The organism is Streptococcus suis, from assembly GCA_002831545.1.
In the GTDB taxonomy this organism is placed as follows: Bacteria; Bacillota; Bacilli; order Lactobacillales; family Streptococcaceae; genus Streptococcus; species Streptococcus suis_P.
The window spans coordinates 1,246,503-1,272,570 of the sequence record CP025095.1; the positions used below are offsets into that span (position 1 = coordinate 1,246,503).

Sequence of the window (26,068 nt, forward strand, 5' to 3'; positions counted from 1 at the left end):
TGTGATGAGCTCCTATTTTTTATGCCAAACTTGTTGTCGTTTTCTGATATATGAACTTACGAATTAACTTATTATCACTATACGTTTCAATTTTAAAAATGAAATAATGATCTCGGTTGTCTTTTGATTTTTCTTTGTTTAAAACAAAATAGTTTATTCCTGAGGATGCCATTGAATTCATCAAATCATCTGTAAGAAAGGTAAGTGGAACGGCTAATTTTGAGTAGCGATAGAAATCCTCTTCAAATTTTCGGTAGCTATCACTAAAATAGTCCATTTGTAATTGATTTTTATTAAACTCAAGCTGATTCATATTCCACCTCCAAGTCTATTGCAAGAATATCAGAGATTTGAATATTGATGTAGCCTTCTTTAGTGTCAAATGAAACAGATTGGAAGGTCAAATTTTTTACTTTTCCAATGTAAATTTTTCCAGGAACTGTCAGAATACCATTTAACTGATTACTATATAGTTGATTGAGTAGGAGTAGTTTATCAGCTAAGGTCAATTCAGTTGAAAAATCAATGCGATTACGTTCATTCTCCAAACCAGATGTATGTTCTGACAAGAAGAATCCCATCCATTTTGCCATTTTCCTATCTTGGTATTCTCTAGCCACTTGGAATGGTAGATAGCTACGGTCAATCATCTTAATCCCTCCAATCCGCCAGCGGAATGACCGCCGACAAGTTTACTTCGAGCAATTGCCCTTGAATTTTCTAATAAAGAACTAGCTTTCTGTACTGCAAGAAATCCAAATCGATCACGAATCTTATCAATAGTTGTTTCCAATTTTTCCTCTTTTTCGCTTTCTTCAAAGTCGTCAAAAAGTGAAATAACTGCAAAGTTTTCGTCCACTAATCCATCATATCTCACAGCAATACTTCTAACTGCCCCACCATCATATTTTGAGCGAAAAAGTGAAATAACTTCATCCTGAAAAACAAGTGTTCGATTGGTTGGATTTATTTTTCTCTGAACATTGATGGATTTCTTGTTTTCAAAATTTGAATATCCCACATTTATGGCGACTACAGTTGCTTTTTTGTGTCTCTTACGTAAGCGAATGGCAACTTGCTCTGCCATCTCTCTAAGTACAAGTTCTATATCGCTTTGACGAGTGTAATCTTTGTGGAGAACTTGCGAATTTCCAATCCCGACAGCTTTAGGGCGATAGGGTTCGTGTACATTGCTTTCATCAATACCATTAGCATGAAACCAGTGTTGTACGCCAATGATACCAAATTCTTTCTTCAAAATAGTTGGGTCACAGTTGGCTAATTCCTTGATGGAATAGATACCAAGTTTGTTTAATCTTTTTTCTGTTCGTGAACCAATTCCCCAAAAATCAGTCATCTTAGGAATATTCCAGACCTTTGTTTCAACGTCTTCATAGGACCAATTAGCACGCATTGTAATTGTCTTTTTAGCTTCATTATCAAGTGCTAATTTTGCCAGCAATGGATTAGCATTGCTCATGCCAACTGTTGAATAGACCCCAGTTTTCATCCAAATATCATGTTGAATTTTTGCAGAGAGTATATCCAACTTATCTTTTCTAGGCATGGTTTTATTAGATATGAAGTAGTTGAGTGACTGGGTTAAATCTATAAAAGCCTCATCAATAGAATATGGGTGGATATCATTGCTCGCAGCGTAGTCTTGGAATACTTTTTGAATTTCGAGATTCTTTTGAATGTACAGATCCATCCGTGGTGGGACAATGAAAGTACGTTTAGCCCAATTTTCAATATACGAGACAAATTTAGGGTGGGTAGGTAATCCTGCTTCCTTAGCACGAAAGTAGTTGAACTTGCGAGTACTAACATCAAATGATAATTCATAGGCACGTCCAACATTCCCTTTCCCAAAAACCTTTTTGAACATTGGCGAAGAAGCTAGTATGAGACCAGAAGAATTATCCGCTCTACTCATGACACAAAGAGAAGTATGAAGGGGATGAAGTCCTCTCTCCACACATTCAATAGAAGCATAAAAAGATTTCATATCAACAAAAGCAATATCACTTCGAGGTTCTTTTGAATAGTCAATATAGCCCATAGTGATCACCTAGCTTTCAATTTTGCTAACTCTTCAACAAGCTCTGTTAGATGGTCTGTTACATCGTAATCTTTTTGGTCGAGTGCTAGAATAATGCGATCTCCTTTAATGTAAATCATATCGTCAAACTGTCTTGCCATTGCTAACCTCCAATCACAGGCATGAAGTGGCCAACAACTTTACCAACAATTCTGATTTCATCTTCAAATGGGATAAATCTTTCAGCAACTTCTGGGTTAATTGACACCATTCGGAAACCATCTTCTTCACGATAGAGTTTCTTGATATAGAGCGATCCATTCCAATTCAAGGCATATACAGCTCCATCGTAATCAAAACCAGTTGACCTGATTAAAGCAACTTCACCGTCTTTATAAACAGGTTCCATAGAATTACCAGAAATCCATGTCGCTATATCGAATCCTGTATATTCATCTTCCGAATAGACAGTCTCAGTTTCAAATTCATCGTATAGACCTTCACCAGGACCAGCGGATAATTGGATAGCTGAAAGCACTTGATAGGAGTATAGTGACACAACATTTTCTGCAATAGATTGAGATGTTAGTAGTTGCTCAACGTAATCTTCGGCAGCCAATTTGTTTTCATCGGTTAACAAAAGATAGTTTTGAACGATAGTATATTCAGATTCAAAATAAGACTCGTCAACTTTCAAAATAGTAGCAAGCATAGAAAGATTTTTCTGGTTTGGTTTGGTTTTTCCACGTTCCCAGGCACTATATGACATGCGACTAATTTCAAGTTGTCGTGCGATTTCAGATTGAGATAGTCCTAGTTCCGTTCTTTTTTCTTTTAGTCTTTTTGGAGAGAACATGGTTACTCCTTTCGTCGTAAGTTTATAAACTTACAAAAAGTATAAATTATTTTTTTTAATTTGACAAGTATAACTTTAAAAATTTCGTCAGAAATTCAATATAATGAGCGGACAAAATTAGTATAATGCAGTAAACTAGATGTAGTGAAAGGAGTGAGTTTTTAATGATTTTGTTAACACTTTATGGAATGTTAATCTTAGCAGCATTTTGGCTTTGGTTATTTATAGCTAGAACTTCTGTAAAACTTGCCTGTTTTGCGATTGATTTTTGTGCAGTATTTATCTACACAATTTATCTGTTACACCAACCAATTTCTAGTAAGATTGCGAATGGTAATACGATTTATTTTTGGGATGTTCTGTTTGGATTGACCGTAGTTTTGATATATGGTTTTCTAATGGTTGCTCTCTCAATTTTTTTGCCAAGAATAAGTAAAACCATCAATTTTGTCATTGTATTTTTGGGTGTTGGTATAGGAATTTGTTTAGCAACTGATTTCATAACTTTCTTATTATCAATCTTTCATTCGAGTATTGAGCCGACCTATCGCATACAATTTTTGACCAATAATCTTGCCAATGATATTTTATACTATGTAATCTTTTTCTTAGTTTCAATTCCTGTATGGAAAAAGCGAATGGAGTATTTAACTGGGCTATAGATTAAATGATTCGATTTTGCTCTGTTTCAAAGTAAGAGTCAAAATTTTTCTTGTGTTGATAAAGTTTATTAAATTGAATTTTTATTTGAGAATACTCTGCCATAAGGGTATTCTTTTTTTCTTGCAGCTTGTCCAACTGTGACAATAATTCTCTAGAATTTAAAGGTTTATCGTAAGCTAATAATTTATTTTTTGCTTTTGTATATGCCATTATTTCTTTTTTATATTCTCTTTTGAATTGTTGATTATCTTTGTTATTTTGGTAATGTTGGTAGATGAGTTGATACTGTTGTACTATGTGCAGACTTTCCATTTTCTCCCCTAAATCTGTCATTTGCTCATCAATAGTCTTTACTTCATCTTGAATTGAAATTTGTTTATCAGCCAAGGATTCAATTGCCCTTTCTAAGTCATCTTTTGAGTGTATTCCTAAATTTCTCAATTCAACTAGGCCTTGTGCCATGGATTTTAAGTTGTGTTTTCTAGCCCAGAACTCGAATCCTTTCTGGTCTTTAAACTTAGACGTATCAATCAGCTCTTGAGGTGGATTGGAAGCAATTCTCTCTTTTAATCTATCTTCTGTATAGTCAGGTCCGATTGTTTTGGATCGTGTAAATCGTGAAGCATTCTTGCCTTTGAAACTAATATGTTTACCAAATTTGATGTCACATTTGGATTTTTTCATACGGTCCAGAAAGTCTTCCCAAGAGTTTGAACGTGAAATATTTAAATCAATGAGGAACTGTAAGTAGGATTTCCAGCCCATTCCTTTTTGGCTTTGTTCCCATTCATAATGAGACTTTCCTCTGGTTTTATATTTCTTACGGAAGCTCTGATAATGTTCATCAATGATAGACAGTTTGTATTTTTTGCAAAGTCGATCGCTAGTAGACCGAATCTGGTGATAGGACTGTTTATTGCTTTGGTAACACTTTCCATTCTTGAAATTGACATTATTAAAAATGATGTGGTTGTGAATATGGTCCTTGTCAATGTGTGTAGTTAAAACATACTCGTATTCATCTTTTAAGATTTTTTGACATAGTTCCAAGCCAATCTTATGTGCTGTTTCTTGGTCAACTTCTCCAGGTAAAAAGGATTGAATAAGGTGTCGAGCCAGAACAGTTCCATTTACTTTGTTCTCTTTTCGAGTTTGTAAGAATTGTAAATGAGCAGTAGTAGGGAAACACATATGTGTCGAAATGAGCGTTTGACCATCTGTTTTTTTCTTTTCGAGTATATAGTCAATTGCAAAATGGAGAGTAGATTTTATGGGGTGAATTTTGGTGACAGCCATATCAAATATCCCCTTGATTTGTCCTATTGTAGAGAATGTTTTGTAGTTTATGCAGTTCCTTACTCAAGTGCTGGACTTCATTTTGTATTGTCATAATGTCTTCCTTATATACTACGGAGTAGGTATTAACCTTCTTTGCAATCTGGTTAATATTAGTTGATGTCTTGGAAAGAAGATGTTGTAACTCTCTAAATGGTTGCATGTCAACTTCATAGATTGATGCTTCCAGGATACATTTGAGAACAAAATGCCGCATTGATTTTGACCGAGATTGTCCAAATTTTTCTCGCACTTGAGCAAGTTCCTTGTCTGAAAGTCGAATTTTTAATTGGTTTGGTCGGGTACGTTTTTCCATTGTCTATTCCTTTCTATCGGGGTCTTAGGGTTCTCCCTAACAAGTAAAATATAACGAAAAAAGCAGAGCCAAAGGCATCTGCTTCGTTAATTTTATCGTAAGTGGGTACCCACTTACTGTGCTTGCTACAACAGTTTTATATTGTAGAGCGGTAAGCTAATATACTATTTATGTTAATTATTGGCAATCCATTCAACTTCATACTTTTCGGCAGAAGTTAATAAGGATTCGTCAGGTAACTTATCTGAAATGATAGTTTTGTATTGTTTTAGATTGTTAATTTTGAAAAATCCTGACATCCGAAATTTCGAACTATCAATCAGTAATATTGTCTCTTTAGCCTTGTCAATGATAGATTTTTTTGCGATGGCCTGACTGAAAGAAGCTTCATAGACAAACTCTTCATCAATTCCTCTCGCTGAACAAAATGCAAGGTCTATACTAAAGTGTTCAAGAAGACTATTCTCCATACTATGATTGACAATGGAGGCGGAATGGAGCTTAACTTCACCACCCGTAACAAAAATTTTCATAGTTGGATTAGAAAGATCAGATAGCAGTTGAGCAGTATTCAGTCCATTCGTAAAGATAATTAGGTTGTCAATGGTAGACAGGAAAGGACATAATTCATAAACCGTTGTACTTGAATCTAAGTAAATACACATCCCTGGACCAACAAAATCTTTTGCAAGGTCAGCAATTATTTTTTTCTCAGACCTATTTTCAGTTTCTCTGATACTATGAGCAAGCTCAACAGTATTAAATGCGTTTAACACCACTTCTCCGTGTTTTCGCTTTATGAGTCCTTGTTCTTCGAGAAAAATTAAATCTCTACGAAGTGTAGAAGTACTTGAAAAAGTTAATTTTTCAAGTTGTTTTACATCGATTCTTTTTTTATTTTGAAGAATATCTGTTATTTCCTTTAAGCGTTTGTCTCTACTCATATCAACACCTCTTGAGTATATGATAACATATTTTGAACAATAATGGAGATTTTATGTCAATATTTTGAATAATTTCCAATCTATCGTTCAAGTATTGTAATGGAATTGTAGATATATTAAAATTAAAATATGAAAACGGTAACAGAAAGGAGGTTCTGATGAAAACTGTATTGGCAATCGATCTTGGTGCTACGTCAGGGAGAGGAATCCTGTATTCAATTAAAGACGGGAAATTGATTTCAAAAGAAGTTCGCAGATTTCAAAATTCACTTCATAAAGTCAAGGGAAGATTATGTTGGGATGTTGAGAACTTAGAAAAAAACATAAAAAAATGTATCGAAGATTCTCAAGAACATTCAGAATTGGCTTCTGTAGGAATTGATACGTGGGGAGTAGATTTTGTATTCTTGGATACAAATGGTGAACTCATTGCTCAACCAGTAAGTTATCGTGATGGTAGAACAAAATCAATCTTAGATGAGATCGCGAGATACTCATCCTTAGATGATTTGTATTTTAAAACCGGCAATCAGTTGATGGAGATTAACACACTATTTCAGTTAATTGCATGTAAATCTCAGACTCCTGAAGAATATTTCAAAGGAAATAAGCTGTTAATGATTTCTGACTACTTGAATTATACATTGACTGGTGAGATTGCAATTGAAAGAAGTATAGCATCTACAATGCAACTGGTTAACCCCTTGACAAAAGACTGGAACCAAGAGGTTTTAAAAACATTTGAAATTTCTGAATTACTTTTACCGAAATTAGTATCCGAAGGAAACATTCTAGGTAAAACATCTAAAGAAATTTCAAAGAATGAAATAGTAGTAGTTAATGTCTGTCAACATGATACAGCAAGTGCGGTAGCAGCGATACCACATGAAGAAGAAAATTTACTTTATATTTCTTGTGGAACTTGGTCATTAATCGGAACAGAGTTGAAATCTCCTATACTTACAGATAGTGCGCTGAAGTATAATTTTACAAATGAAGCGGGCTATGATGGGACCACTAGATTTTTGAAAAATTGTACTGGACTTTGGATTCTTGAAGAATTAAAAAAATCATTCTTTAAATTAGGCAATGACTTTTCTTATGACGAAATTACTGAAATGGTGAGTAATACGAGAAGTTGTGTCCCAACATTTGATACGGATGCTTCGACATTTTCAAGTCCAGGGAACATGATTGAAAAGATTGTCGATTATTTTGCAGATGAAGATATAACAATATCAACAGATCCAGCGTTTCTATTTAAAATAGTTTATCAAAGTTTGGCCGAAAAATATCAAGAAGTCATTCTACAATTGGAAAAAATAACTGGAAATGTCTATAAGAGAATTGACTTGATAGGCGGAGGTTCTAAGTCGAACTATTTCTCACAATTAGTAGCAGATGTGACAGGAAAGACTGTGGTTACTGGTCTGTATGAAGCAACTTCGATTGGTAATGCACTCGTTCAATTTAAGGCTCTTGGCTGTGTTAAAGATATGAAAGAAGCCAAGGAACTTGTAAAAGAGTCTATAACATTTAACTATTTCTACCCAAAAGAGGAGGAAGAAAATGACACTATATCCTAAAATTGGAATCCGTCCAACCATTGACGGTCGACAGGGCGGTGTAAGGGAATCCTTGGAAGAAAAAACCATGCAGATGGCCCTAGCTGCTAAGGATTTGATTGAGTCCAATTTGCGTTATGCAGATGGAACACCTGTTCAGTGTTTACTGGCCAGTCGAACCATTGGTGGTCAGGGCGATGCAGGTATTGTCTACGATGAGTTTGCTCGTGACAATGTAGTTGCTACCTTATCTGTCACACCAAGTTGGTGCTATGGGACAGAAACCATGGATATGGATCCGCACACGATTAAAGCTATTTGGGGCTTTAATGGGACAGAGCGGCCTGGTGCAGTTTATCTAGCCGCAGCCATGAGTGGCTATGCTCAGAAGGGTTACCCAGCATTCAAGATTTATGGCCATGATGTTCAGGACTTGGATGATAATAGCATTCCTGCTGATGTGGCTGAAAAAATCTTGCTATTTGCCAAGGGGGCGATCGCTGCTGGTCAGATGAAAGGCAAGTCCTATGTCAACATTGGAGCTTCTTCAATGGGGATTGCAGGTTCTCAGGTTACCACTTCCTTCTTTGAAGACTATCTGGGAATGTTAGTCGAATTTGTGGATATGACAGAAATCCTTCGCCGTATGGAGTTGGAAATCTACGATAAAGAAGAATATGAAAAAGCTCTTGCTTGGATCAAAGAATATTGTAAAGAGGGTGTTGACATCAATGCAGGGAAGGAATTTCCAGAAGTGATTACCAAGTCCAAGGTGATTCCAGCTGACAAGGATTGGGAATTTATTGCTAAGCAAACCTTGATTATTCGAGACATTCTCTTTGGAAATCCTCGATTGGCAGAGATTGGTTGGGAAGAGGAAGCTCGTGGTAGAAATGCTATTTCAGGTGGTTTCCAAGGTCAACGGCAATGGACTGACTGGTTGCCAAACGGAGATTTCGCTGAAGCAATCCTGGCTTCTACCTTTGACTGGAATGGACCACGACCTGTCACTGCTTTTGCAACAGAAAATGATACGTTGAATGCGACTGCCATGCTATTTGGAACCCTCCTAACCAACAAGGCTCCAATCTTCTCTGATGTTCGGACTTATTGGAGCCCAGAGGCGGTCAAACGAGTGACTGGTCAAGAACTAACAGGTCGGGCTAAAGATGGTATTCTTCACCTGATTAACTCAGGTGCTTCAGCCCTTGATGGAAGTGCCGCAGCACGAGATGAAGCTGGTCAGCCAACCATGAAAGAATTTTGGAATATGACGGAGGAGGATGTCAAAGCTTGTCTGGAAGCGACAGATTGGTGTCGAGCTAACTATGAATATTTCCGTGGTGGCGGTTATTCTTCTCACTTCAAAACTCAAGGAGAGTTGCCTGTGACCTTGATTCGTGTCAATCTAGTCAAGGGTGTTGGTCCAAGTTTACAGATTGCCGAAGGCTACACTTGTCCATTGGATGACGAAGTGCATCGTATCTTGGATGAGCGGACAGATAAAACATGGCCAACAACTTGGTTTGCTCCGAATCTTGGAGAACCTGGTTTTGAAACGGTCTATGATGTCATGAATCATTGGGGATCTAACCATGGAGCCTTTGTTCATGGCCACATTGGTGCAGAGGTTATCACTCTGGCTAGTATGTTGCGAATTCCTGTAGCCCTCCACAATATTCCAAGGGAACGAATTTTCCGTCCAAGCATTTTTGATGGTGTCGGTACTAAGGATTTGGAAGCGGCAGATTTCAAGATGTGTGAGGTTTTAGGACCGCTATATAGTAAATAGAAGGAGAACACTTTATGTTCATGGAAAAAGAAAGAAAGGAACTTATAAAGTACGGCAAAAAGTTAGTTACTGAAGGCTTAACCAAGGGTACTGGTGGGAATCTGAGCGTATTTAACCGTGAAAAAGGTCTAATGGCAATCACTCCATCTGGAATTGATTTCTTTGAAATCAAGGAAGAAGATATTGTCATCATGGACCTGGAAGGACAGGTAGTCGAAGGTGAAAAACTTCCTTCTAGCGAGTGGTATATGCACTTGATTCAGTATCAGCAACGAGAAGACCTTGATGCAGTCATTCATGCACATACCACTTACGGAACCGTTTTGGCAGTGCTAAGAGAACCCTTGCCAGCTAGCCACTATATGATTGCTGTAGCAGGAAAGGATGTCCGAGTAGCAGATTATGCCACCTATGGGACTAAGGAATTGGCTGAAAATGCTGCTGAGGCGATGAAAGACAGACGTGCAGTCTTTCTTGCCAACCACGGTATCTTAGCGGGTGCTCAGGACTTACTAAATGCCTTCAATATCATTGAGGAGGTTGAATACTGTTCAAAAATTTATTGTGTTGCCAAAAGCATGGGAGAACCAGTCATCCTCCCAGATGAAGAAATGGAATTGATGGCTGAAAAATTTAAAACTTACGGACAAAGGAAATAATACGGAGGAACCTAAAATGAAAAAAAGTTTGTTGAAATGCGGTGCATTGTGTTTGTTTGCGTCAGTCATTCTTGCTGCTTGTGGGTCGTCGTCAGGCACTAGTTCAAGTACTGAAAAAGCTTCAGGTGGTGATGATACTGTTCTAGAATTCTATCATGGTTATCACCATAGTGAAGAAGAATGGCCAGCAGCCAAAGTCATGCGTGACCTTTATGATGAATTTGCTAAAAAACACGCAACTGGGGACGTTGAGTTCAAACCAACTCCTGTGAATGGAAGCTTGACAGACATCATGAACAACAAGGTTGCAAGTGGTGAATTCCCAGATATGATTGACTTGGCTGGTAACGATGTTTCCTTGGCTGCGATTGAACAAAGTTTGGTTCTAGATTTGAAACCATACATTGATGAAAATGGTTTGGAAAAAAATGTTGGTCTAAACTATACACAAAATGATGTGAATGGAAAAATCTATACAGTCCATGACCAATTGTTGACCTTGGGTCTATGGTACAATGCAGATATTTTCTCAAAGGCTGGAGCTAAAACACCTGACCAATGGACCAAGTGGAGTGATTTTACGGAAGCTATGGCCTTGGTTCGAAAACAAGGTGTCTATGCCTTTGGTGCAGGGGAGCCAGCAATTCGTCTCTTTAACACAGTACTTGGCTCATCTGAAGCAGGTCGTAAACTGTTAGAAGGTCCTCTAACGTCTGAAGGAATTGATTCAAAAGAATTTGCTGAAGCCCTTAAATTAGTTATGACAGAAGTTCAAGCTAATGGTTCAGCTAATGCTGGCGGTGATGCCAATGTTTATTCTACTGATTTTACTGAAAATAAATCAGCAGTATTCTTTAACGGAGTTTGGGCAGCAGGTGGTTTGAAAGATAATGCAGCTTTGAAACCAGGTTTGTATGCTGGCAATGTTGCAATTAGTTCAGCTGGTGGTGGTATTACAATTTCAAGTAATCTCTCTGAAGAAGAAGAAAAACTTGCTTTGGAATTTGTAAAATATATGACTAGCGATGAAGTTCAAACAACCATTTTTGAAAAAGTTGGAGCTAACCCAGCCAGCCAAGCAATCGATACTGCAGAAATTGCAAGCGGATCTGACGACGCTACTGTAAAACTCTTAGGTGAAGCAACGTCAATGGCAAACAATGCAGATGTAACTGTTCCGACTGTTGTATCAGTTTGGGGTGGTGATGTTCGTACTGCAATTATCAACGCATTGACTGAAAGTGCAGCTGATGGTGTAGATATTGATCAGAAAGTAAAAGAAACACAAGACATCTTGAAAGCCCTTATCGGCTAATATATCAGGGCTAAGGATGTATTCCTTAGCCCTTTTTTAGAAAGTGAGTATTTTATGGCAAAGAAAACCATGACCTTACAAAATAGGAAGGCACAGAAACAACGATTTATTTTTCTATTCTTACTTCCGACATTAGTTTGTTTCTTTCTCTTCTACTTTTATTCGGTGGTAACTATTTTTGCAACCTCCTTTACTAAGTGGGATTACACGAATTTAACCAGCCCAGAATTTCTAGGTTTTGGCAATCTCTTTGCCAATTATAAGTATATTTTTAGTGAGTATCCTTTCTTTTTGGAAGCATTGAAAAATTCAATTACATGGGCAATTATAGGTGTAGTCGTTCAAGTTCCATTAGCTTTATCGGTAGCGATTGCTTTATCAAAAAAATTGGCTGGTTGGAAAATATCTCGAAATCTTTACATCATACCTAGTATTATTTCAAGTGCGGCAATGGGTTTGATTTTTCTTCAGATCTACAATCCAAATTATGGAGTCGTTAACCAAGTTATCCGCTTCTTCAACCCTGAATTTTCGGATGCCATCTTATTGACACCTGGTTTAAATATCATTGCAATGACCTGTGCTTATATTTTCTTTGCAGGGACATCAACAATAATGATATTGGGTCAAATTTTCGCCATTCCACAAGAAATTCATGAAGCAGCTATTTTAGATAATATCACAGGTTGGAGAAGAGAGTGGTATATCACCATTCCAATGATAAAAGAAACATTAAAAACTGTATCGATTATGGCCGCAACTTCAGGTTTCCTTTTGTATAACGAAGTATTCTTCCTTACAAATGGTGCAGCAGGAACTAAAAGTATTAGTTTTATCATTAGGGAGTTGGCAGTATCCAGTTCTCGTACACAATACGCCAGAGCGAATACCATAGGTGTTATTCAGATTCTTGGTGGGATGTTAATCATCTTGTGTATCAATCTGATCTTCAAAGAAGGTAAGCGTAGAAAGTGAGATAAAGCGTATGGACAATCGTTTAAATGGCCTTTCCAAAACGGGAAAATTAATAATTTACATCTATATGGCTATTACTTGTTTGATTTCAGTGTTTCCAATTTTATGGATTTTCCTGTCTTCCTTAAAAGCAGATCCTATGAAAAATCCAGGTATTAGTTTACCGACAGATTTAAGCTTTGACGGTTATATCAAGGTGTTTACAGAACTGCATGTATTGGATTATTTTTGGAACAGTTTTAAAGTGGTTTCAATTTCCGTTATTATCAGCATCATCATGATTTCCATGTCTTCTTATGTCATAGCTCGAATGGATTTCCGTGGTAAAAAGTTGATAACTGCCATGTTGTACTCAACTCTTTTTATCCCTGCTACAGCTATGACATTTCCAGTCTATCGCTTGGTAAATGTTTTGGGGATTTATAATACACCAGTAGCTCTGATTTTTGTCTACTCTTGCAGCGGTATTGCTATGAGTTTCTTTATTATAAAAAACTACTTTGCAATCATCCCTAAAGAATTAGAAGAAGCAGCTGAGATTGATGGAGCAAGCTATGCTCAGACGTTTTGGAAAGTTATGCTACCAATTGCTAGACCTGGCATTTTAACGGCAGCAATTTTAGCCTTTATTAACAACTGGAATGAGTATTACTGGGCTTCTATGCTGATTATCAATAAAGATGAGTTGACGGTTCCAGCCTTACTTGGACAGTTCACAACTAGCTTTAATACCAATTATAATGGTCTTTTTTCAGCTATCGTTGTGATTATCTTACCACCAATTTTACTCTTTGCTTTTGCAAGTAAATACTTTATTGAAGCCCTTGGAGGAGGAGCAGTTAAAGGATGACAAGAAATAGTTTACAAGAAATTAATAAACGGACCGAATGGTTCCGAAGAGATCGATTTGGTATGTTCATTCACTGGGGACTTTATTCTATCCCTGGAAAAGGGGAGTGGATTCGTAGCCACCAGCAATTATCCATTGAGGATTATCAACCATTTTTTGAGGCGTTTAATCCTGTAAAATACAATCCGAGAGAGTGGGCAAAAGCGGCAAAAGCGGCAGGTATGAAATACATGGTCTTGACTGCCAAGCACCATGATGGATTTTGCTTGTTTGACTCAGCCTATACTGACTACAAGGCTACAAACACACCAATTGGAAAGGACTTGGTAGCTGAGTTTGTTGAAGCGGTACGAGAAGAAGGATTAAAAGTAGGTCTATACTTCAGTCTGATTGACTGGTATCATCCAGATTATCCGAAATATGGCGATATGATTCATCCCATGCGTGAGAATGAAGCCTTCAAAGGTGAGAAGATTGACTTTGATAACTATTTGACTTTCTTACACAATCAAGTAGAAGAAATTGTAACCAAGTATGGCAAACTGGATATTCTATGGTTTGACTACTCTTATGGAGAAATGTTCGGTGAAAAGTGGCGTGCAACAGATTTGATTAAGCTTGTACGTAAGCATCAACCAGATGTAGTTGTTGACAATCGTTTAGAAACATCAGGAGAAGGATTTGGCAGTATTGTAACGGATAATATCAATCTTTATTCTGGAGACTTTGTCAGTCCAGAGCAGATCGTTCCGCATGAGGGAATTCGAAATATACATGGAGAGCCAATTCCTTGGGAGCTTTGCTTAACTATGAATAATAACTGGGCCTACAATCCTACGGATCATCTCTACAAATCGTCCAGGACACTTATTCGTAAGTTGGTTGAGTGTGTAAGTAAAAATGGGAATATGATTCTGAATGTAGGTCCAGATGCACTAGGAATTATCAACCAAGAGAGTCTGGAAATTCTAAATGATTTTGGAAAATGGCTGGATAAGAATGGTGAATCTATCTATGGTTGTGGCGTTAGTTCATTACCTAAGCCAGAATGGGGCTACTATACTCAAAAAGGGAATACGGTTTATGCCCATGTCTTCGAACAGCCAATTGGTCCACTTGCCTTGATTGGTATCGATGAAAGCAAAGTTAAAAGGATGAGTTTCCTTCATGATGGTAGTGAAGTGAAGATTTCTAAGAGCTGGACAACTAATGCTTACGAAGGGATTTGTTTTGCCCAGTACGGCGATATTCCTCACTTTACTTATCCTTTGCCAGACAGCGTAGATAGTGTGATTAAGATTGAATTAGTAGGTGATGATAGTGAAGATAGAAAATAAACAGATAGCACGCTATTTTAAATTAGAAGATGGGAAGTTTTATACTTCCCATATCTTGAATAAAAAGCTTGATGAACCCATTGGAAATGAAAAAAATACGGAATTCCTTGTTTCTTTCTGTGATGGAAGCCAGCTCGGCTCTGAGGATTTTACAGCTCATGTGGTCGAACAAACCAATGAAAGTCTTTTGGTGAGTTTCTATCATTCAGAAATCCAGTTAACCGTTCTATATTCAGGACGTGAAGATGTACTTGCCAAAGAGGTTACTATTCTGTCATCTTCTAAAACGATTAACTATATTGATGTGGAGCAGTTTGGTTTTGCAAACTTAGAGCAGGTATATATTCCGAAACAGCAAGAAGATATTAAGGAAATGGCTGGATTTTCTGGCTATTATGTAGAGTTGGGACAACCAATTTATGCCAAGTCCTTCTTCTTTGGTATGGAGTTTCCAATGGGAGAAAATAGACTGGTAGATCAAACCTATTTTTCTCGCTACTATGTCGGTCACGAAATTAAAGAGCCTAAAAAAATCTGGCCAGTTGTTATTGGTGCAGCTTCTGGATTTGAGAAAGCAAGCATTCAACAGGATTTCTTTACTTACATTAGTGGAATTGCTCAGCCAAGTTACTTCAGAAAACAATATAATTCTTGGTATGACCATATGACTGCCATTGATGAAGGGATTATTGTAAAGAGTTTTGAAGAGATTTCACATGGCTTTGAAGACAATGGTGTGAAGTTGGATGCCTATGTCGTTGATGATGGCTGGTGTGATTACCAAAGTGTTTGGGAGTTTAATGAAAAGTTCCCTAACGGTCTAACAAAAGTAAAAGCTCTCGTAAATAATCTGGGTGCAAGTCTTGGTCTTTGGATTGGACCACGTGGAGGCTATAACGGTACAGAAGTTATCATGAGTGACTGGTTGGAGGCCCATCCAGAATTCGGTAGCAAGAATGCCTTGTCAAATGATGTCAATATTGGTGACTTCAATTATTTGGAAGTCATGAAGCAAAAAATGTTGGATTACCAGAAAAAATATGACATCAGCTATTGGAAAATCGATGGTTGGTTGCTGAAGCCAGACAAACCAGACCCTAGTGGCGAGTTTGCCATGCACACTATGACTCCTGTCTATGAATTCTTGATTGACCTCTTAAAAGATTTAAGGGCAGAGCGAGGAGATAGAGATTGCTGGTTAAACTTGACTTCCTATGTCAATCCAAGCCCATGGTTCTTACAATGGGTCAACAGCCTTTGGATACAAATTTCGCAGGATGTTGGCTTTACAGAAAATGCTGGGAATGATATTCAACGGATGATTACCTACCGTGATTGCCAATATGAAGAATTTTTAACTAAACGGGATATTCAATTGCCACTCTGGAGCCTTTATAACCATGAGCCTGTCTATGCGAGTACAGCTCATACCTGGTACATGGACCATCAAATGTATGCTAGTGTAGAAGATTTTGAAGATTATCTCCTATTTATTTCCACTCGAGGAAATGCTTTTTGGGAATTCCACTATTCCTATACAATGTTTGATCAGGAACGTTGGAAGGCCAATGCTCGTGCTGTCAAATGGATAGAGAACAATTACTCAACTCTAAAACATAGTCAAATGATTGGTGGTAAACCGTCAGCGTTTGAAATTTATGGTTACAGATGTATTGATGAAGAAGCAGGGAAAGAAATTCTCTCGCTTCGGAACCCAGCTAGCCATTCAGCCACTATTCAGTTAGATAATATCAATCTTTCCGACTATCAATTGGTTAGAGGAGATTATAAAGCTCTGACAGAAACAGAGTATGAACTAGCTCCATATACAATTCTGATTGCAGAGAAACTAGGAGGGTAATATGGCAGTTAAATATGCTTTAGGTGTAGATATTGGTGGTACAAAAGTTGCTGTGGGACTGGTAGATGGTACAGGTCATGTGGCTTATAGTTTAAAAGTGCCAAGCAATAAAGAATCATCAGAAACCTTATTTCAATGCGTGTGTACAGCTATTCGAGAACTACTAAACAGTCAGCAACTGAATATTGAGGATGTTGCAGGGATTGGAGTTGGCTTGCCAGGAAAAGTTGATGTTGAAAATGGAGTTGCAGTTTTTCAAAACAACATTCCATGGGAGAATTTTCCTGTTGTGAAGCGACTTCAAAAAGAATTTGGAAATATTCCAATAAAAATTGACAATGATGTGAAAGTGGCGGCCTATGCAGAGTATCGAATGCTTTCATTAGAAGCAGATGATATGTTTGGCTATATTACTATTTCTACAGGTATCGCAGCTTCCAATATCATAAATAACACAATTCTAAGAGGATCTGGCTTTGCGGGCGAAATCGGTTTTATGCCAGTTCGGAGTTTCGGAAGAACAAGTGGTCTAGAAATCTCCTGCTCAGGACCAGCCATTGAACGCCAAGGGAAGCAAATGTATGGTGAAGATTTGTCAACCAAGGCAGTGTTTGATAATTGGCGTAAAGGAGATATTACAGCATCGGCTATTATCGCTAATGCGAGAGATGGCATGGTCCAAGCGATTCATAATATGATTTGTTTACTGGATCCTAAAATAATCGTTTTGGGTGGTAGTGTTGCACAAAATAACCCAGATTTTATTGAAGATATAAAGACCGTTTTGGGACTATCTTTACATCATGAACAAAAACATATTTTGAATAATATTATCATCTCAAAAATAGATAATGGAAATAACGGAATAATTGGTTCTGCATTCCTAGTCCAATAATAGAGAAGAAATGCGATGAAAATAGATAGTTCATAATACTTTCAATTTTATAGTTTAGTTTGTTTTCCAATATCAGAAAAAATGGACTAGGAAATGTTGGGAAGCAAAAGTTCTCTTTTATCAAGAATAAGAGGTAAAACAAGTGAAAAATAACAAGAGAAAATTTACACTTTTAACGATTGCAACATTGGCTTCAGCATTCTTGTTTCAAAATCATGTGTTTGCATCTGAGGTTTCATTGTCTGATTTAAATTGGACTACCGCAACTCACGGTGATGCTACTTCATCCAAAACTGTTCAAAAGAATAAACCATTTACTGCAGGGAATGAAAACCGTGAGAATAAAATTTCATTAAAAATGGAAGATGGCTCAATTAGAGAATTTGAGAAAGGAATCGGAACTGTTGCGGCAAATCCTTCTACAATTAGCTATGACATTTCTAACCTAGGAGCAACGAAATTTAAATCCTTTGTAGGAATTGATAGGACAGCTGTTCCTACGGATAATAGATATTCCAAAATTAGTAAATTTGAAGTGCTTGTAGATGGGGCTGTAATTTATACATCAATTGACAATTATCCAGATGGGATTAAATACGATACATCAGCGATTTGGCTTGAATTAGATATTCCATCTAATGCACAAATAATTGAATTTAAGAGTTACTCAGGAGAACATACATGGGGTGATGAAGTTGTGTTAGGTAATCCAACTTTTGAAATTCCCGATAGTTCGGAAATTCAAGATGATGCAGTAGATGTTGTAGATCAGACTTCTCCAAATGAACTACCTGTTAGAGAGAATTCTGTTTATCTTTCAGACTTAGATTGGCGAAGTGCTAGTCACGGTGATGCCACAGCTTCAAAAACTGTTCAAAAAAATAAACCATTTACGCTAGGGAATAATGGAAGTAATCAGAAAATTTCTTTAAAAATGTCTGATGGATCTATTAAGGAGTTTGAAAAAGGACTAGGTACAATCGCTGCTGGACCATCGACAATACAATATGATATTTCTGGAGCAGGAGTATCACGGTTTACCACATTTGTAGGATTAGATAGGAGTGCTGGTCATGCAGATAATAGGTATGCTAATATTGAAAAATTTGAAATTGAAGTTGATGGTACTGTAATTTACTCGACTTTGAACGAATATCCAGATGGTTTTAATTATGATACTCCAGCAATTAAAGTTGATGTTGAAATTCCAGAAGGTGCTCGTTCTATTCGTTTAAATAGTTATTCTGGTCAACAAACCTGGGGCGATGAGTTAGTTTTAGCAGGTGCTTACTTTGTAGCAAGTGGACAATTCCGTAATCCCAATGACTTTGAGCCTGCACCAAAACGTAGAGAAATTTCTAACACAAGTCCATTACTTATGATGCCATTATATGCTAATGGTTCAGAATACAGTAAAGGAAATTATTCATTCTGGGGAGAGGATACTTTAGTTGGTAAATGGGAAAATATTGATCCAGAATTAAAGCCTTATACAGTAATTCAAGTTCACCCAGATGATTTGCCACATAGAGCAGGAGTAGCTCAGGATTTTTATGAGAAAATTCTCGAACAAGCTCAAAACTATGTGAATCCAACCACCGGTCAAAATGAACCTATTCCAGTTATCTTAACTGTATACACAGCAGGCAACCAATCACATTATACTGCTGCACATTGGATTACGATGGAATGGATTGATAGAATGTATGAAAAGTATTCTTGTCTTCAAGGAATCTTTTCAACAGAAAATTATTGGATCTGGGCTGGAAATGTTGAAAGTAATGCGGCTGAGTATTTAAAATTGTCAGCAAGACACGGAGGATATTTCATTTGGTCTGAGCAAAACAATGGTGCCTCCATTGAAAAAGCTTTAGGAACTCAGGGAAGACCGATCTTTAAAGAGACAGTCGAAAAATATTGGCAAAACTTTATTTTCATGTTCAAGAATACCCCTGCACATGAAGGTAATGATGCTCCAACTGTAAGTTACATGACAGGTCTATGGCTTGCTGACTATGCATACCAGTGGGGTGGATTGATGGACACTTGGAAATGGTATGAAACAGGAAAATGGAAGTTGTTTGAAAGCTCTGGAATTGGAAAAACACAAGGGAATAGACAATGGTTAACTCAACCAGAAGCCATGTTAGGAGCAGAGGCTATTAATATCTATTTAAATGGTGGATCGGTATATAATTTTGAGCATCCTGCCTATACCTATGGTGTAAGAAATGAGGAATCACCATTATATTCAACTGTAATTGAAAACTTCTTCAAATATGTAATAAATAATCCTGCACCTTCTAAAGAAGATGTACTCGCTGCTACAAAAATTTTGATAAATGGAAATTTCTCATCTAAACGAGATGGTCATTTCTATGTTGATGTCAATACAGCAACACACCAAAGTCCACTATATACAACTGGTCGATATGGTGTAATCCCTGCTGTACCATCTAGTATTTCTTCAGAAGTATTGAATTCAAAATTACCTGACCATATTCAGGTTGTCAGTCTAAATGACGGCAGTATGTCTTCGGCGGCTAACAGAAGAAATTTATTAAACGGCCTATATCCAGAAGAGTATACTGGAAACATTTTTGGTGATGAGATTGACAATAGAGCATTTATCTATAATTATGAGTATAATCGCGACAATGACCAGACTGGTTCATTCGAACTTAGTGGTAAAGAGTTTGATGTAACTTTGAAATCTCACTCGTTCACGATTGTAGAGAATATTGCAACAGGATTAAATATCAAACAAAATAACTTCCGAATCAATAAAGATTCATTATGGGAAGGTGCTTCAAATTCAACACAAGCTAGAGCATTACCTCAACTATCAAAATCTGATGCTATAAATTGGGTATTTAATACTTATATCCATAATACTCCAAGCTCCGAGCAGCGTGAGACAGTATATGTATTGAAGAATGTAAGTAAACAACCAACTGTTGAGATACTGAATTCTAGTGATTCTAATTTTGTAACTCCAAGTGTAGAATACAATTCTGAATCAAAAACTGCGACGATTAGAATCGTATCAAATGGTTATGTTGATTTGAATATTAACTATTAAATAAAATAGTTAATTAATAAAAATTGAGCAAAATTTCAAGATGTAAATCATGAAATTTTGCTCTTTTTTTTATAAAGAAGTAAAACTTGCAATTAAATTATTCACTTACTAGGTAGGGAGGAAAAAAATAAAGAGAGTTTCAAGTATGAGTAGGACACGGAGTCCTCCAATTGTACTTAATAAGTTTTTAGCAATTGGAGGAATACTATGGAATATTATTTAATTGTACGAGGACGGAAGATTTTTGTTGATAAAAAAGTATATAGTGGTTACTGGAGTCTGGTAAATCATCAAAACTATTTACGAAGACGTGAAATATTATTTTCCGTACTTCCGTTTTCATCGTTTGAAAAAGAAAACTTTAGATTAGAAGATGTTTTACCTGATTTGACTGTAGATATTGAGAAAATTGTAGAAACAAAAATTATGTTGGAGCTACTATCAGAATCACTTTCGAGACTAAATAAAAGTGAAATGCTTTTAATTGAGTCTATATACTTTCAGGAAAAAACACTACGTCAAGTTGCTGAAGAGTTAAAAACTAGCCCATCCAGAATCTCTAGATTAAGAGATAAAGTCCTTGATAAGTTAAAAAACATGCTTGAAAATTCGCATAAAATGTGAAACAGACCGAGAACTTTTTCACTTTATATAGTGAAAGAGTTTTCTTTATGTCCCTTGAAAATTGAATAGACCAAGGTGGGACTTTATTTATTTGTCGAGCAGCTGAACCAGATACGCGATGATATGAGCGAGAAACTATCTAGTTCAAAAATTGACTGGAAACCAATTTGCCATGACACAAATAATGTTAATGATACTTCTGAACGTTCAGGCTCTAGTCGAAAAATGGAGCAGGTGAGATTCCTATGTTGATTTCCAAATCAACCCACCAATGTCGTGAAACTTAGTTCGGAGTAACATGCATTCGAATCATTTCGGATAGATAGAGGTATCTATGAAGACAATAACTCACAAAGAATTAATGAAATTGGGTTTTGCAAAAACTACAGCTAGAAAAATAATACGACAAGCAAAAAATATTGCAATTCAGAGATTTGAAGTAGCAGACAAAAATAGTGTAAATGCGGTAAAATTAAGTAAATCCCCATTCGACAATAGGCGATTAGACTTAGCACCGTTATCTATTGTTGAAGAATTACTAGGTTTCTCGCTCGTGGAATACGAGGAGAAGAACCATGACTAAAAACTATAAAGGTGTAAATAGAGATAAGAAAGGTAGAATATACATACAAACAGAATTTAAAGCAAATCCTATAACTGGCAAAAGACAAAGATATAAAAGTTATTTAAACAGGTGGGGTAAACCTTTTGATACTGAGAAAGAAGCGTATAATGAATTGTGCAGAGTTCGTGCAGAGTATCATGATAAATTTGAATATGCAGATTATGATATTTCTTATAAGGCATTCATGAACAGTGTATTTTTACCATACTATAAACAAACAGTTCAAGGGCTGACTTATCGAACTGCAATGGTTCATTTTGAATTATTTATTGAGGAATTTGGCGATACAAAATTGAGAAACATAACACCAAGAATGTGTGAGCAGTTTCGAGTTAAGATTATTGCCAATTATTCACCTAACTACGCAAAACAGCTGTGGTGTAGGTTTAAACAATCATTAGGTTATGCTGAGCGGTTAGAGTATATAAAATCGTTTCCATGTAAATCATTGGATAACCCAAAAGGGAAAAGACCAGAAACAAAATTCTGGACATACGAAGAATTTTTAAAAGTCATAAACCAGTTTGACCTAACAGATTATGAAGACCACTTAAGATTCGTAACAGTTTGGTTATACTATATGACCGGAGTTCGAGTAAGTGAAGGATTCTCATTGATTTGGTCCGATTTCAATGCTAAGAAAAAAACACTTCATGTTCAATCAACACTAGAAGCGATTGGAAAAGGACAATATCTAAGAAAATTACAGACTAAAACAGAGGCAGGGAAGCGTTATATTTCATTGGATGATGAAACTGTTCGGATATTGTCTGAATGGAGAAAGATTCAAGTTGCGAATTCAAAGGATAATTATATTCTTTCACGTTTTGGTGAACCAATGGTAAAAAGCACCTTATCCAGAATGTTAAAAAGATATGCCCTTAAAGCAGGTGTTCCAGTGATTACAGGAAAAGGATTAAGACACTCACATGATTCGTTCATGATAAATGTCTTACATTTAGATGTTGTAGCATTATCACATCGATCAGGAAGAATTGATAAAGCGACTACATTAAACACCTATTCACATTATTATCAAGTAGACAACACAATTGGTGGACAAATTCAGGAAGTGTTAGAACAAAGCGGAGTGGCAAAAACAAAATCAGATAAAACTGTAGCATACCCCACCACACACCCCACCACGATAGAAGGTTAGTTTTGAAAAGTATTGATAATACAAGGAAAAATTGAATGAATGCAACTGTTACTCTTAAATAAGAGTCACATCATAATTAGATTGCGGAATCCCTATTTACCAGTCTTTGAGAGCGATAAGCGATTGATAGAAACTGATAAATTGATTTGGTTTCCTGCCAAAAATCCTGCCAAAAATTCTTTGGCAGGATTTTTGTTTTAATAAATTTTCGGGGGGTAGACATTAAATTGTCTACCCCTTTTTTTGCGTTTTGGAGGTAATCATGCAAAAGAAGGAAAAATCATCACGCCAAATCGTGATGTGCCATCTCGTGGCTATTTTAGGAGTTGATATTGAGAAAGCAACTCATCTGGTTGATGAATTGGAACAAGTAGGTTTAATCCGATTTGATGAATTCGGAAATGTTGGACTTTTAGTCTTGGAGGGATAATCATGAAACGTATTACCGCTAATCAATATCAGACATCAGAGCGTTATTATAAACTCCCAAAAGTCTTGTTTGAGAGTGAACGTTATAAGGATATGAAGCTGGAAGTTAAGGTAGCCTACGCGGTTTTAAAAGATAGGTTGGAGCTGTCTTTGAGTAAAGGTTGGATTGATGAGGATGGGGCTATTTATTTGATTTATTCCAATTCAAATCTGATGGCACTTTTAGGCTGTTCAAAGTCAAAACTACTCTCTATCAAGAAAACCTTACGCGAATATGGCTTAATCGATGAAGTCCAACAGTCCTCTAGTGAAAGAGGTCGAATGGCAAATAAAATTTACTTGGGGGAATTGGAACATGAAACTACCCCAGTCTTACATACAGACGGGGCTAGTGTTAAAAAAATACTAGGGGGGGCTCAAAGAAAGACGGGGCCGGTCTTAAATTCAGCCCCTAGTGAGACTGAAGGAAGTGAAACTGAATATAGTGAAACTGAAGGGAGTGATTTCCTTATTGAGGACGAGGAGGAGAGGCAGCTAGTAGATGAGAAACAAGAAGAGAACTTTACTTCAAAAGTCGATGGCGTGACCAAGTACGATCGAGACTATATTTGGGGTTTGGTTCATGACCAGTTAAGACAGACAGGTCTATCTCAGTCGGCTAGTGACTATGCCATGATTTATTTTAGTGACCGTTATCAGTATGCTCTGGAACATATGCGATTTGCTCGGTCAGCGGAAGTAATAGCTGAATATGTATTTAATGGTGTGCTGTCAGAGTGGACCAAGCAACTGAGACGACAAGAAGTAAAGGGAGGTGATTAAGTTGATTTGGTGGATACTAGGCGGAATCTATCTGATTTCTATCATCATTTTGATTGTTGAAATCATCCGTGCACCAGAAATGGATGATCATATATAAGCAAGAGTTTTACAAGTGTAAGGCTCTTTTTTAGTTGGAAAGAGAGGAAAAATGAAATTTTTAGATTTATTTGCTGGGATAGGTGGTTTTAGGCTAGGGATGGAATCACAGGGGCATAAATGCCTGGGCTTTTGTGAAATTGATAAATTCGCTAGAACATCTTATAAAGCTATGTTTAACACAGAAGGGGAAATAGAATACCATGACATTAAAGAGGTCACAGACCATGACTTTAGACAATTTAGAGGGCAAGTGGACATCATCTGCGGGGGATTTCCTTGCCAAGCATTTTCACTCGCAGGCAGACGATTGGGATTTGAAGATACTCGAGGGACTCTCTTTTTTGAGATTGCTCGAGCGGCCAAACAAATCCAACCACGTTTTCTATTTTTGGAAAACGTCAAAGGCCTACTCAATCACGACGAGGGACGGACGTTCGCCACAATCCTCTCCACGTTGGATGAATTGGGGTATGATGTCGAATGGCAGGTGCTTAACAGTAAGGACTTCCAAGTCCCGCAAAACAGAGAGCGGGTCTTTATTATCGGACATTCTAGAAGATACCGTTCCAGATTCATATTTCCTCTCAGAAGAGAAAACAGCCCAGCTCATCTTGAAAGGCTAGGAAATATCAATCCCTCTAAACGTGGTTTGAATGGTGAAGTCTATCTGACGAATGGACTTGCTCCTACACTAACAAGAGGTAAAGGAGAGGGAGCAAAAATCGCCATTCCAGTCTTAACACCAGATAGACTTGAAAAACGCCAACATGGTCGTCGATTTAAGGATAATCAAGACCCTATGTTTACTTTGACCAGTCAAGACAAACACGGGGTTGTTGTCGCAGGAAATCTGCCGACTAGCTTTGACCAGACCGGTAGAGTATTTGACATTTCTGGCTTATCACCGACCTTGACCACCATGCAAGGTGGAGACAAGGTGCCAAAGATTTTGCTGAGGGAGGAGCTACCATTTCTGAAAATCAAGGAAGCCACAAAAACAGGGTACGCAAAGGCAACTCTTGGAGACTCTGTCAATCTGGCTTATCCAGCCTCAACCAAACGTAGGGGACGTGTGGGAAAGGGAATATCCAATACCTTGACAACTTCAGACAATATGGGAGTGGTGGTTGCTGCTCTGGAATATCGACAGGATAAGTGGTATGAAGTCACAGGCATTGTCTTAGAGGGGAAACTTTATCGCCTGAGAATAAGACGACTGACACCAAGAGAGTGTTTCAGACTTCAAGGCTTTCCTGACTGGGCTTATGAAAGAGCAGAAAGTGTTTCTAGTAAGAGCCAACTATACAAACAGGCCGGCAATAGCGTGACTGTCACAGTTATTGAAGCCATTGCCAGAGAATTTAGAAGAACGGAAGAGGAAGAAAAATATGAACCTACTACATAAGAAAAGTATTTTAGAGTGTACTGAATTAGAGGAACGTATTCACCAAGTTGAGACCAATCAGTTATTACAAAAGATACTGTCGCTCCCCAATTTTGATTGTGACTTTGAGGTGACTTTTGAAGATGATTACCACAAAGAGATGAATGATCCCCTATTCTACGAATCCAATCTTCATCGGATTTCGGATTTTATGGAAACTAGGGATATTAAAAATGGTGTAGACACACTATTGACGAAAGACAATCACCTGGCCTTTCGTGCCTTTGGTGAACATTATTCTGCTAGAGGAAAGGATGGCATTTTAACGACTTTAGTGACGGTCAAGTGCTTTGGTGAAGGACGGATGCCCATTGATATGAGTCGCTATTTCTCAACTCTTGAACAAACAGTTGAAAATAGCCTAACCCTATAAGGAGGAG

Annotated in this window: 27 protein-coding genes; 19 read left to right on the forward strand and 8 right to left on the reverse strand. The window is 37.2% G+C overall.

Going from position 1 to position 26,068, the window contains the following annotated elements; genetic code table 11:
• Window positions 1–19: 19 nt before the first annotated feature.
• The 5 genes from CWM22_06160 to CWM22_06180 are packed head-to-tail and all read right to left on the reverse strand — an operon-like array spanning window position 20 to window position 2,897.
• On the reverse strand, window positions 20–313 hold the full coding sequence (locus CWM22_06160; GenBank protein ID AUC91504.1) for a hypothetical protein: 294 nt from the start codon (window positions 311–313) through the stop codon (window positions 20–22).
• Complete coding sequence (locus CWM22_06165; protein ID AUC91505.1) at window positions 300–650, reverse strand: hypothetical protein; 351 nt, start codon at window positions 648–650, stop codon at window positions 300–302. Before CWM22_06165 ends, CWM22_06160 begins: the two co-directional genes overlap by 14 nt.
• The gene (locus CWM22_06170) at window positions 647–2,062 is read right to left on the reverse strand and encodes a DNA polymerase (protein AUC91506.1); all 1,416 of its coding nucleotides are present in this window, start codon (window positions 2,060–2,062) and stop codon (window positions 647–649) included. Before CWM22_06170 ends, CWM22_06165 begins: the two co-directional genes overlap by 4 nt.
• Window positions 2,063–2,067: 5 nt before the next feature.
• On the reverse strand, window positions 2,068–2,202 hold the full coding sequence (locus CWM22_06175) for a hypothetical protein (GenBank protein AUC91507.1): 135 nt from the start codon (window positions 2,200–2,202) through the stop codon (window positions 2,068–2,070).
• 2 nt (window positions 2,203–2,204) lie between these two features.
• The gene (locus CWM22_06180; GenBank protein ID AUC91508.1) at window positions 2,205–2,897 is read right to left on the reverse strand and encodes a DNA-binding protein; all 693 of its coding nucleotides are present in this window, start codon (window positions 2,895–2,897) and stop codon (window positions 2,205–2,207) included.
• Between the two features lie 164 nt (window positions 2,898–3,061).
• Here CWM22_06180 and CWM22_06185 point away from each other — a divergent pair, with 164 nt between their 5' ends.
• A complete protein-coding gene (locus CWM22_06185) occupies window positions 3,062–3,559 on the forward strand; it encodes a hypothetical protein (GenBank protein AUC91509.1) in 498 nt (165 codons plus the stop codon).
• A 1-nt stretch (window position 3,560) separates the two neighbouring features.
• Here CWM22_06185 and CWM22_06190 read toward each other — a convergent pair whose 3' ends face one another.
• From CWM22_06190 to CWM22_06200, 3 genes are all read right to left on the reverse strand, one after another.
• Complete coding sequence (locus tag CWM22_06190; GenBank protein AUC91510.1) at window positions 3,561–4,856, reverse strand: endonuclease; 1,296 nt, start codon at window positions 4,854–4,856, stop codon at window positions 3,561–3,563.
• A 1-nt stretch (window position 4,857) separates the two neighbouring features.
• Window positions 4,858–5,211, reverse strand: a complete 354-nt coding sequence (locus CWM22_06195; GenBank protein ID AUC91511.1) for a conjugal transfer protein — start codon at window positions 5,209–5,211, stop codon at window positions 4,858–4,860.
• Window positions 5,212–5,384: 173 nt separating this feature from the next.
• Entirely contained in the window at window positions 5,385–6,155 is a 771-nt protein-coding gene (locus CWM22_06200; protein ID AUC91512.1) for a DeoR/GlpR transcriptional regulator, read from the reverse strand.
• 158 nt (window positions 6,156–6,313) lie between these two features.
• On the opposite strand from CWM22_06200, the gene CWM22_06205 reads away from it, so the two are divergent.
• From CWM22_06205 to CWM22_06290, 18 genes are all read left to right on the forward strand, one after another.
• Window positions 6,314–7,741, forward strand: coding sequence for a rhamnulokinase (locus CWM22_06205; protein AUC91513.1), 1,428 nt, complete (start codon window positions 6,314–6,316; stop codon window positions 7,739–7,741).
• A complete protein-coding gene (locus tag CWM22_06210; protein AUC91514.1) occupies window positions 7,725–9,512 on the forward strand; it encodes an L-fucose isomerase in 1,788 nt (595 codons plus the stop codon). The genes CWM22_06205 and CWM22_06210 overlap by 17 nt, the downstream gene beginning before the upstream one ends.
• A gap of 14 nt (window positions 9,513–9,526) precedes the next feature.
• Entirely contained in the window at window positions 9,527–10,171 is a 645-nt protein-coding gene (locus CWM22_06215) for a fuculose phosphate aldolase (protein AUC91515.1), read from the forward strand.
• A gap of 16 nt (window positions 10,172–10,187) precedes the next feature.
• On the forward strand, window positions 10,188–11,486 hold the full coding sequence (locus CWM22_06220; protein ID AUC91516.1) for a carbohydrate ABC transporter substrate-binding protein: 1,299 nt from the start codon (window positions 10,188–10,190) through the stop codon (window positions 11,484–11,486).
• Between the two features lie 54 nt (window positions 11,487–11,540).
• Window positions 11,541–12,461, forward strand: coding sequence for a sugar ABC transporter permease (locus CWM22_06225; protein ID AUC91517.1), 921 nt, complete (start codon window positions 11,541–11,543; stop codon window positions 12,459–12,461).
• A gap of 10 nt (window positions 12,462–12,471) precedes the next feature.
• Window positions 12,472–13,311 (forward strand): carbohydrate ABC transporter permease, encoded by an 840-nt coding sequence (locus CWM22_06230; protein ID AUC91518.1) that lies wholly within the window; start codon window positions 12,472–12,474, stop codon window positions 13,309–13,311.
• Complete coding sequence (locus CWM22_06235) at window positions 13,308–14,648, forward strand: alpha-L-fucosidase (protein ID AUC91519.1); 1,341 nt, start codon at window positions 13,308–13,310, stop codon at window positions 14,646–14,648. The genes CWM22_06230 and CWM22_06235 overlap by 4 nt, the downstream gene beginning before the upstream one ends.
• Window positions 14,626–16,509: an alpha-N-acetylgalactosaminidase gene (locus CWM22_06240; GenBank protein AUC91520.1), complete on the forward strand. Its 1,884-nt coding sequence runs from the start codon at window positions 14,626–14,628 to the stop codon at window positions 16,507–16,509. The genes CWM22_06235 and CWM22_06240 overlap by 23 nt, the downstream gene beginning before the upstream one ends.
• A gap of 1 nt (window position 16,510) precedes the next feature.
• On the forward strand, window positions 16,511–17,404 hold the full coding sequence (locus CWM22_06245; GenBank protein ID AUC91521.1) for an ROK family protein: 894 nt from the start codon (window positions 16,511–16,513) through the stop codon (window positions 17,402–17,404).
• Between the two features lie 142 nt (window positions 17,405–17,546).
• A complete protein-coding gene (locus CWM22_06250; protein ID AUC91522.1) occupies window positions 17,547–20,486 on the forward strand; it encodes a beta-galactosidase in 2,940 nt (979 codons plus the stop codon).
• Window positions 20,487–20,693: 207 nt separating this feature from the next.
• Window positions 20,694–21,110: a sigma-70 family RNA polymerase sigma factor gene (locus tag CWM22_06255; protein AUC91523.1), complete on the forward strand. Its 417-nt coding sequence runs from the start codon at window positions 20,694–20,696 to the stop codon at window positions 21,108–21,110.
• Window positions 21,111–21,444: 334 nt separating this feature from the next.
• Window positions 21,445–21,693, forward strand: a complete 249-nt coding sequence (locus tag CWM22_06260; GenBank protein ID AUC91524.1) for a DUF3173 domain-containing protein — start codon at window positions 21,445–21,447, stop codon at window positions 21,691–21,693.
• The gene (locus tag CWM22_06265; GenBank protein AUC91525.1) at window positions 21,686–22,894 is read left to right on the forward strand and encodes a site-specific integrase; all 1,209 of its coding nucleotides are present in this window, start codon (window positions 21,686–21,688) and stop codon (window positions 22,892–22,894) included. Before CWM22_06260 ends, CWM22_06265 begins: the two co-directional genes overlap by 8 nt.
• Window positions 22,895–23,156: 262 nt before the next feature.
• Window positions 23,157–23,324: a hypothetical protein gene (locus CWM22_06270; GenBank protein AUC91526.1), complete on the forward strand. Its 168-nt coding sequence runs from the start codon at window positions 23,157–23,159 to the stop codon at window positions 23,322–23,324.
• Window positions 23,325–23,326: 2 nt separating this feature from the next.
• A complete protein-coding gene (locus tag CWM22_06275) occupies window positions 23,327–24,145 on the forward strand; it encodes a replication initiator protein (GenBank protein AUC91527.1) in 819 nt (272 codons plus the stop codon).
• Window position 24,146: 1 nt separating this feature from the next.
• On the forward strand, window positions 24,147–24,242 hold the full coding sequence (locus CWM22_06280; protein AUC91528.1) for a hypothetical protein: 96 nt from the start codon (window positions 24,147–24,149) through the stop codon (window positions 24,240–24,242).
• Between the two features lie 51 nt (window positions 24,243–24,293).
• Window positions 24,294–25,649 carry a DNA (cytosine-5-)-methyltransferase gene (locus tag CWM22_06285; protein AUC91529.1) on the forward strand — a complete coding sequence of 452 codons (1,356 nt, stop codon included), beginning with the start codon at window positions 24,294–24,296 and terminating at the stop codon, window positions 25,647–25,649.
• Window positions 25,633–26,061 (forward strand): hypothetical protein, encoded by a 429-nt coding sequence (locus CWM22_06290; protein ID AUC91530.1) that lies wholly within the window; start codon window positions 25,633–25,635, stop codon window positions 26,059–26,061. The genes CWM22_06285 and CWM22_06290 overlap by 17 nt, the downstream gene beginning before the upstream one ends.
• Window positions 26,062–26,068: the final 7 nt, after the last annotated feature.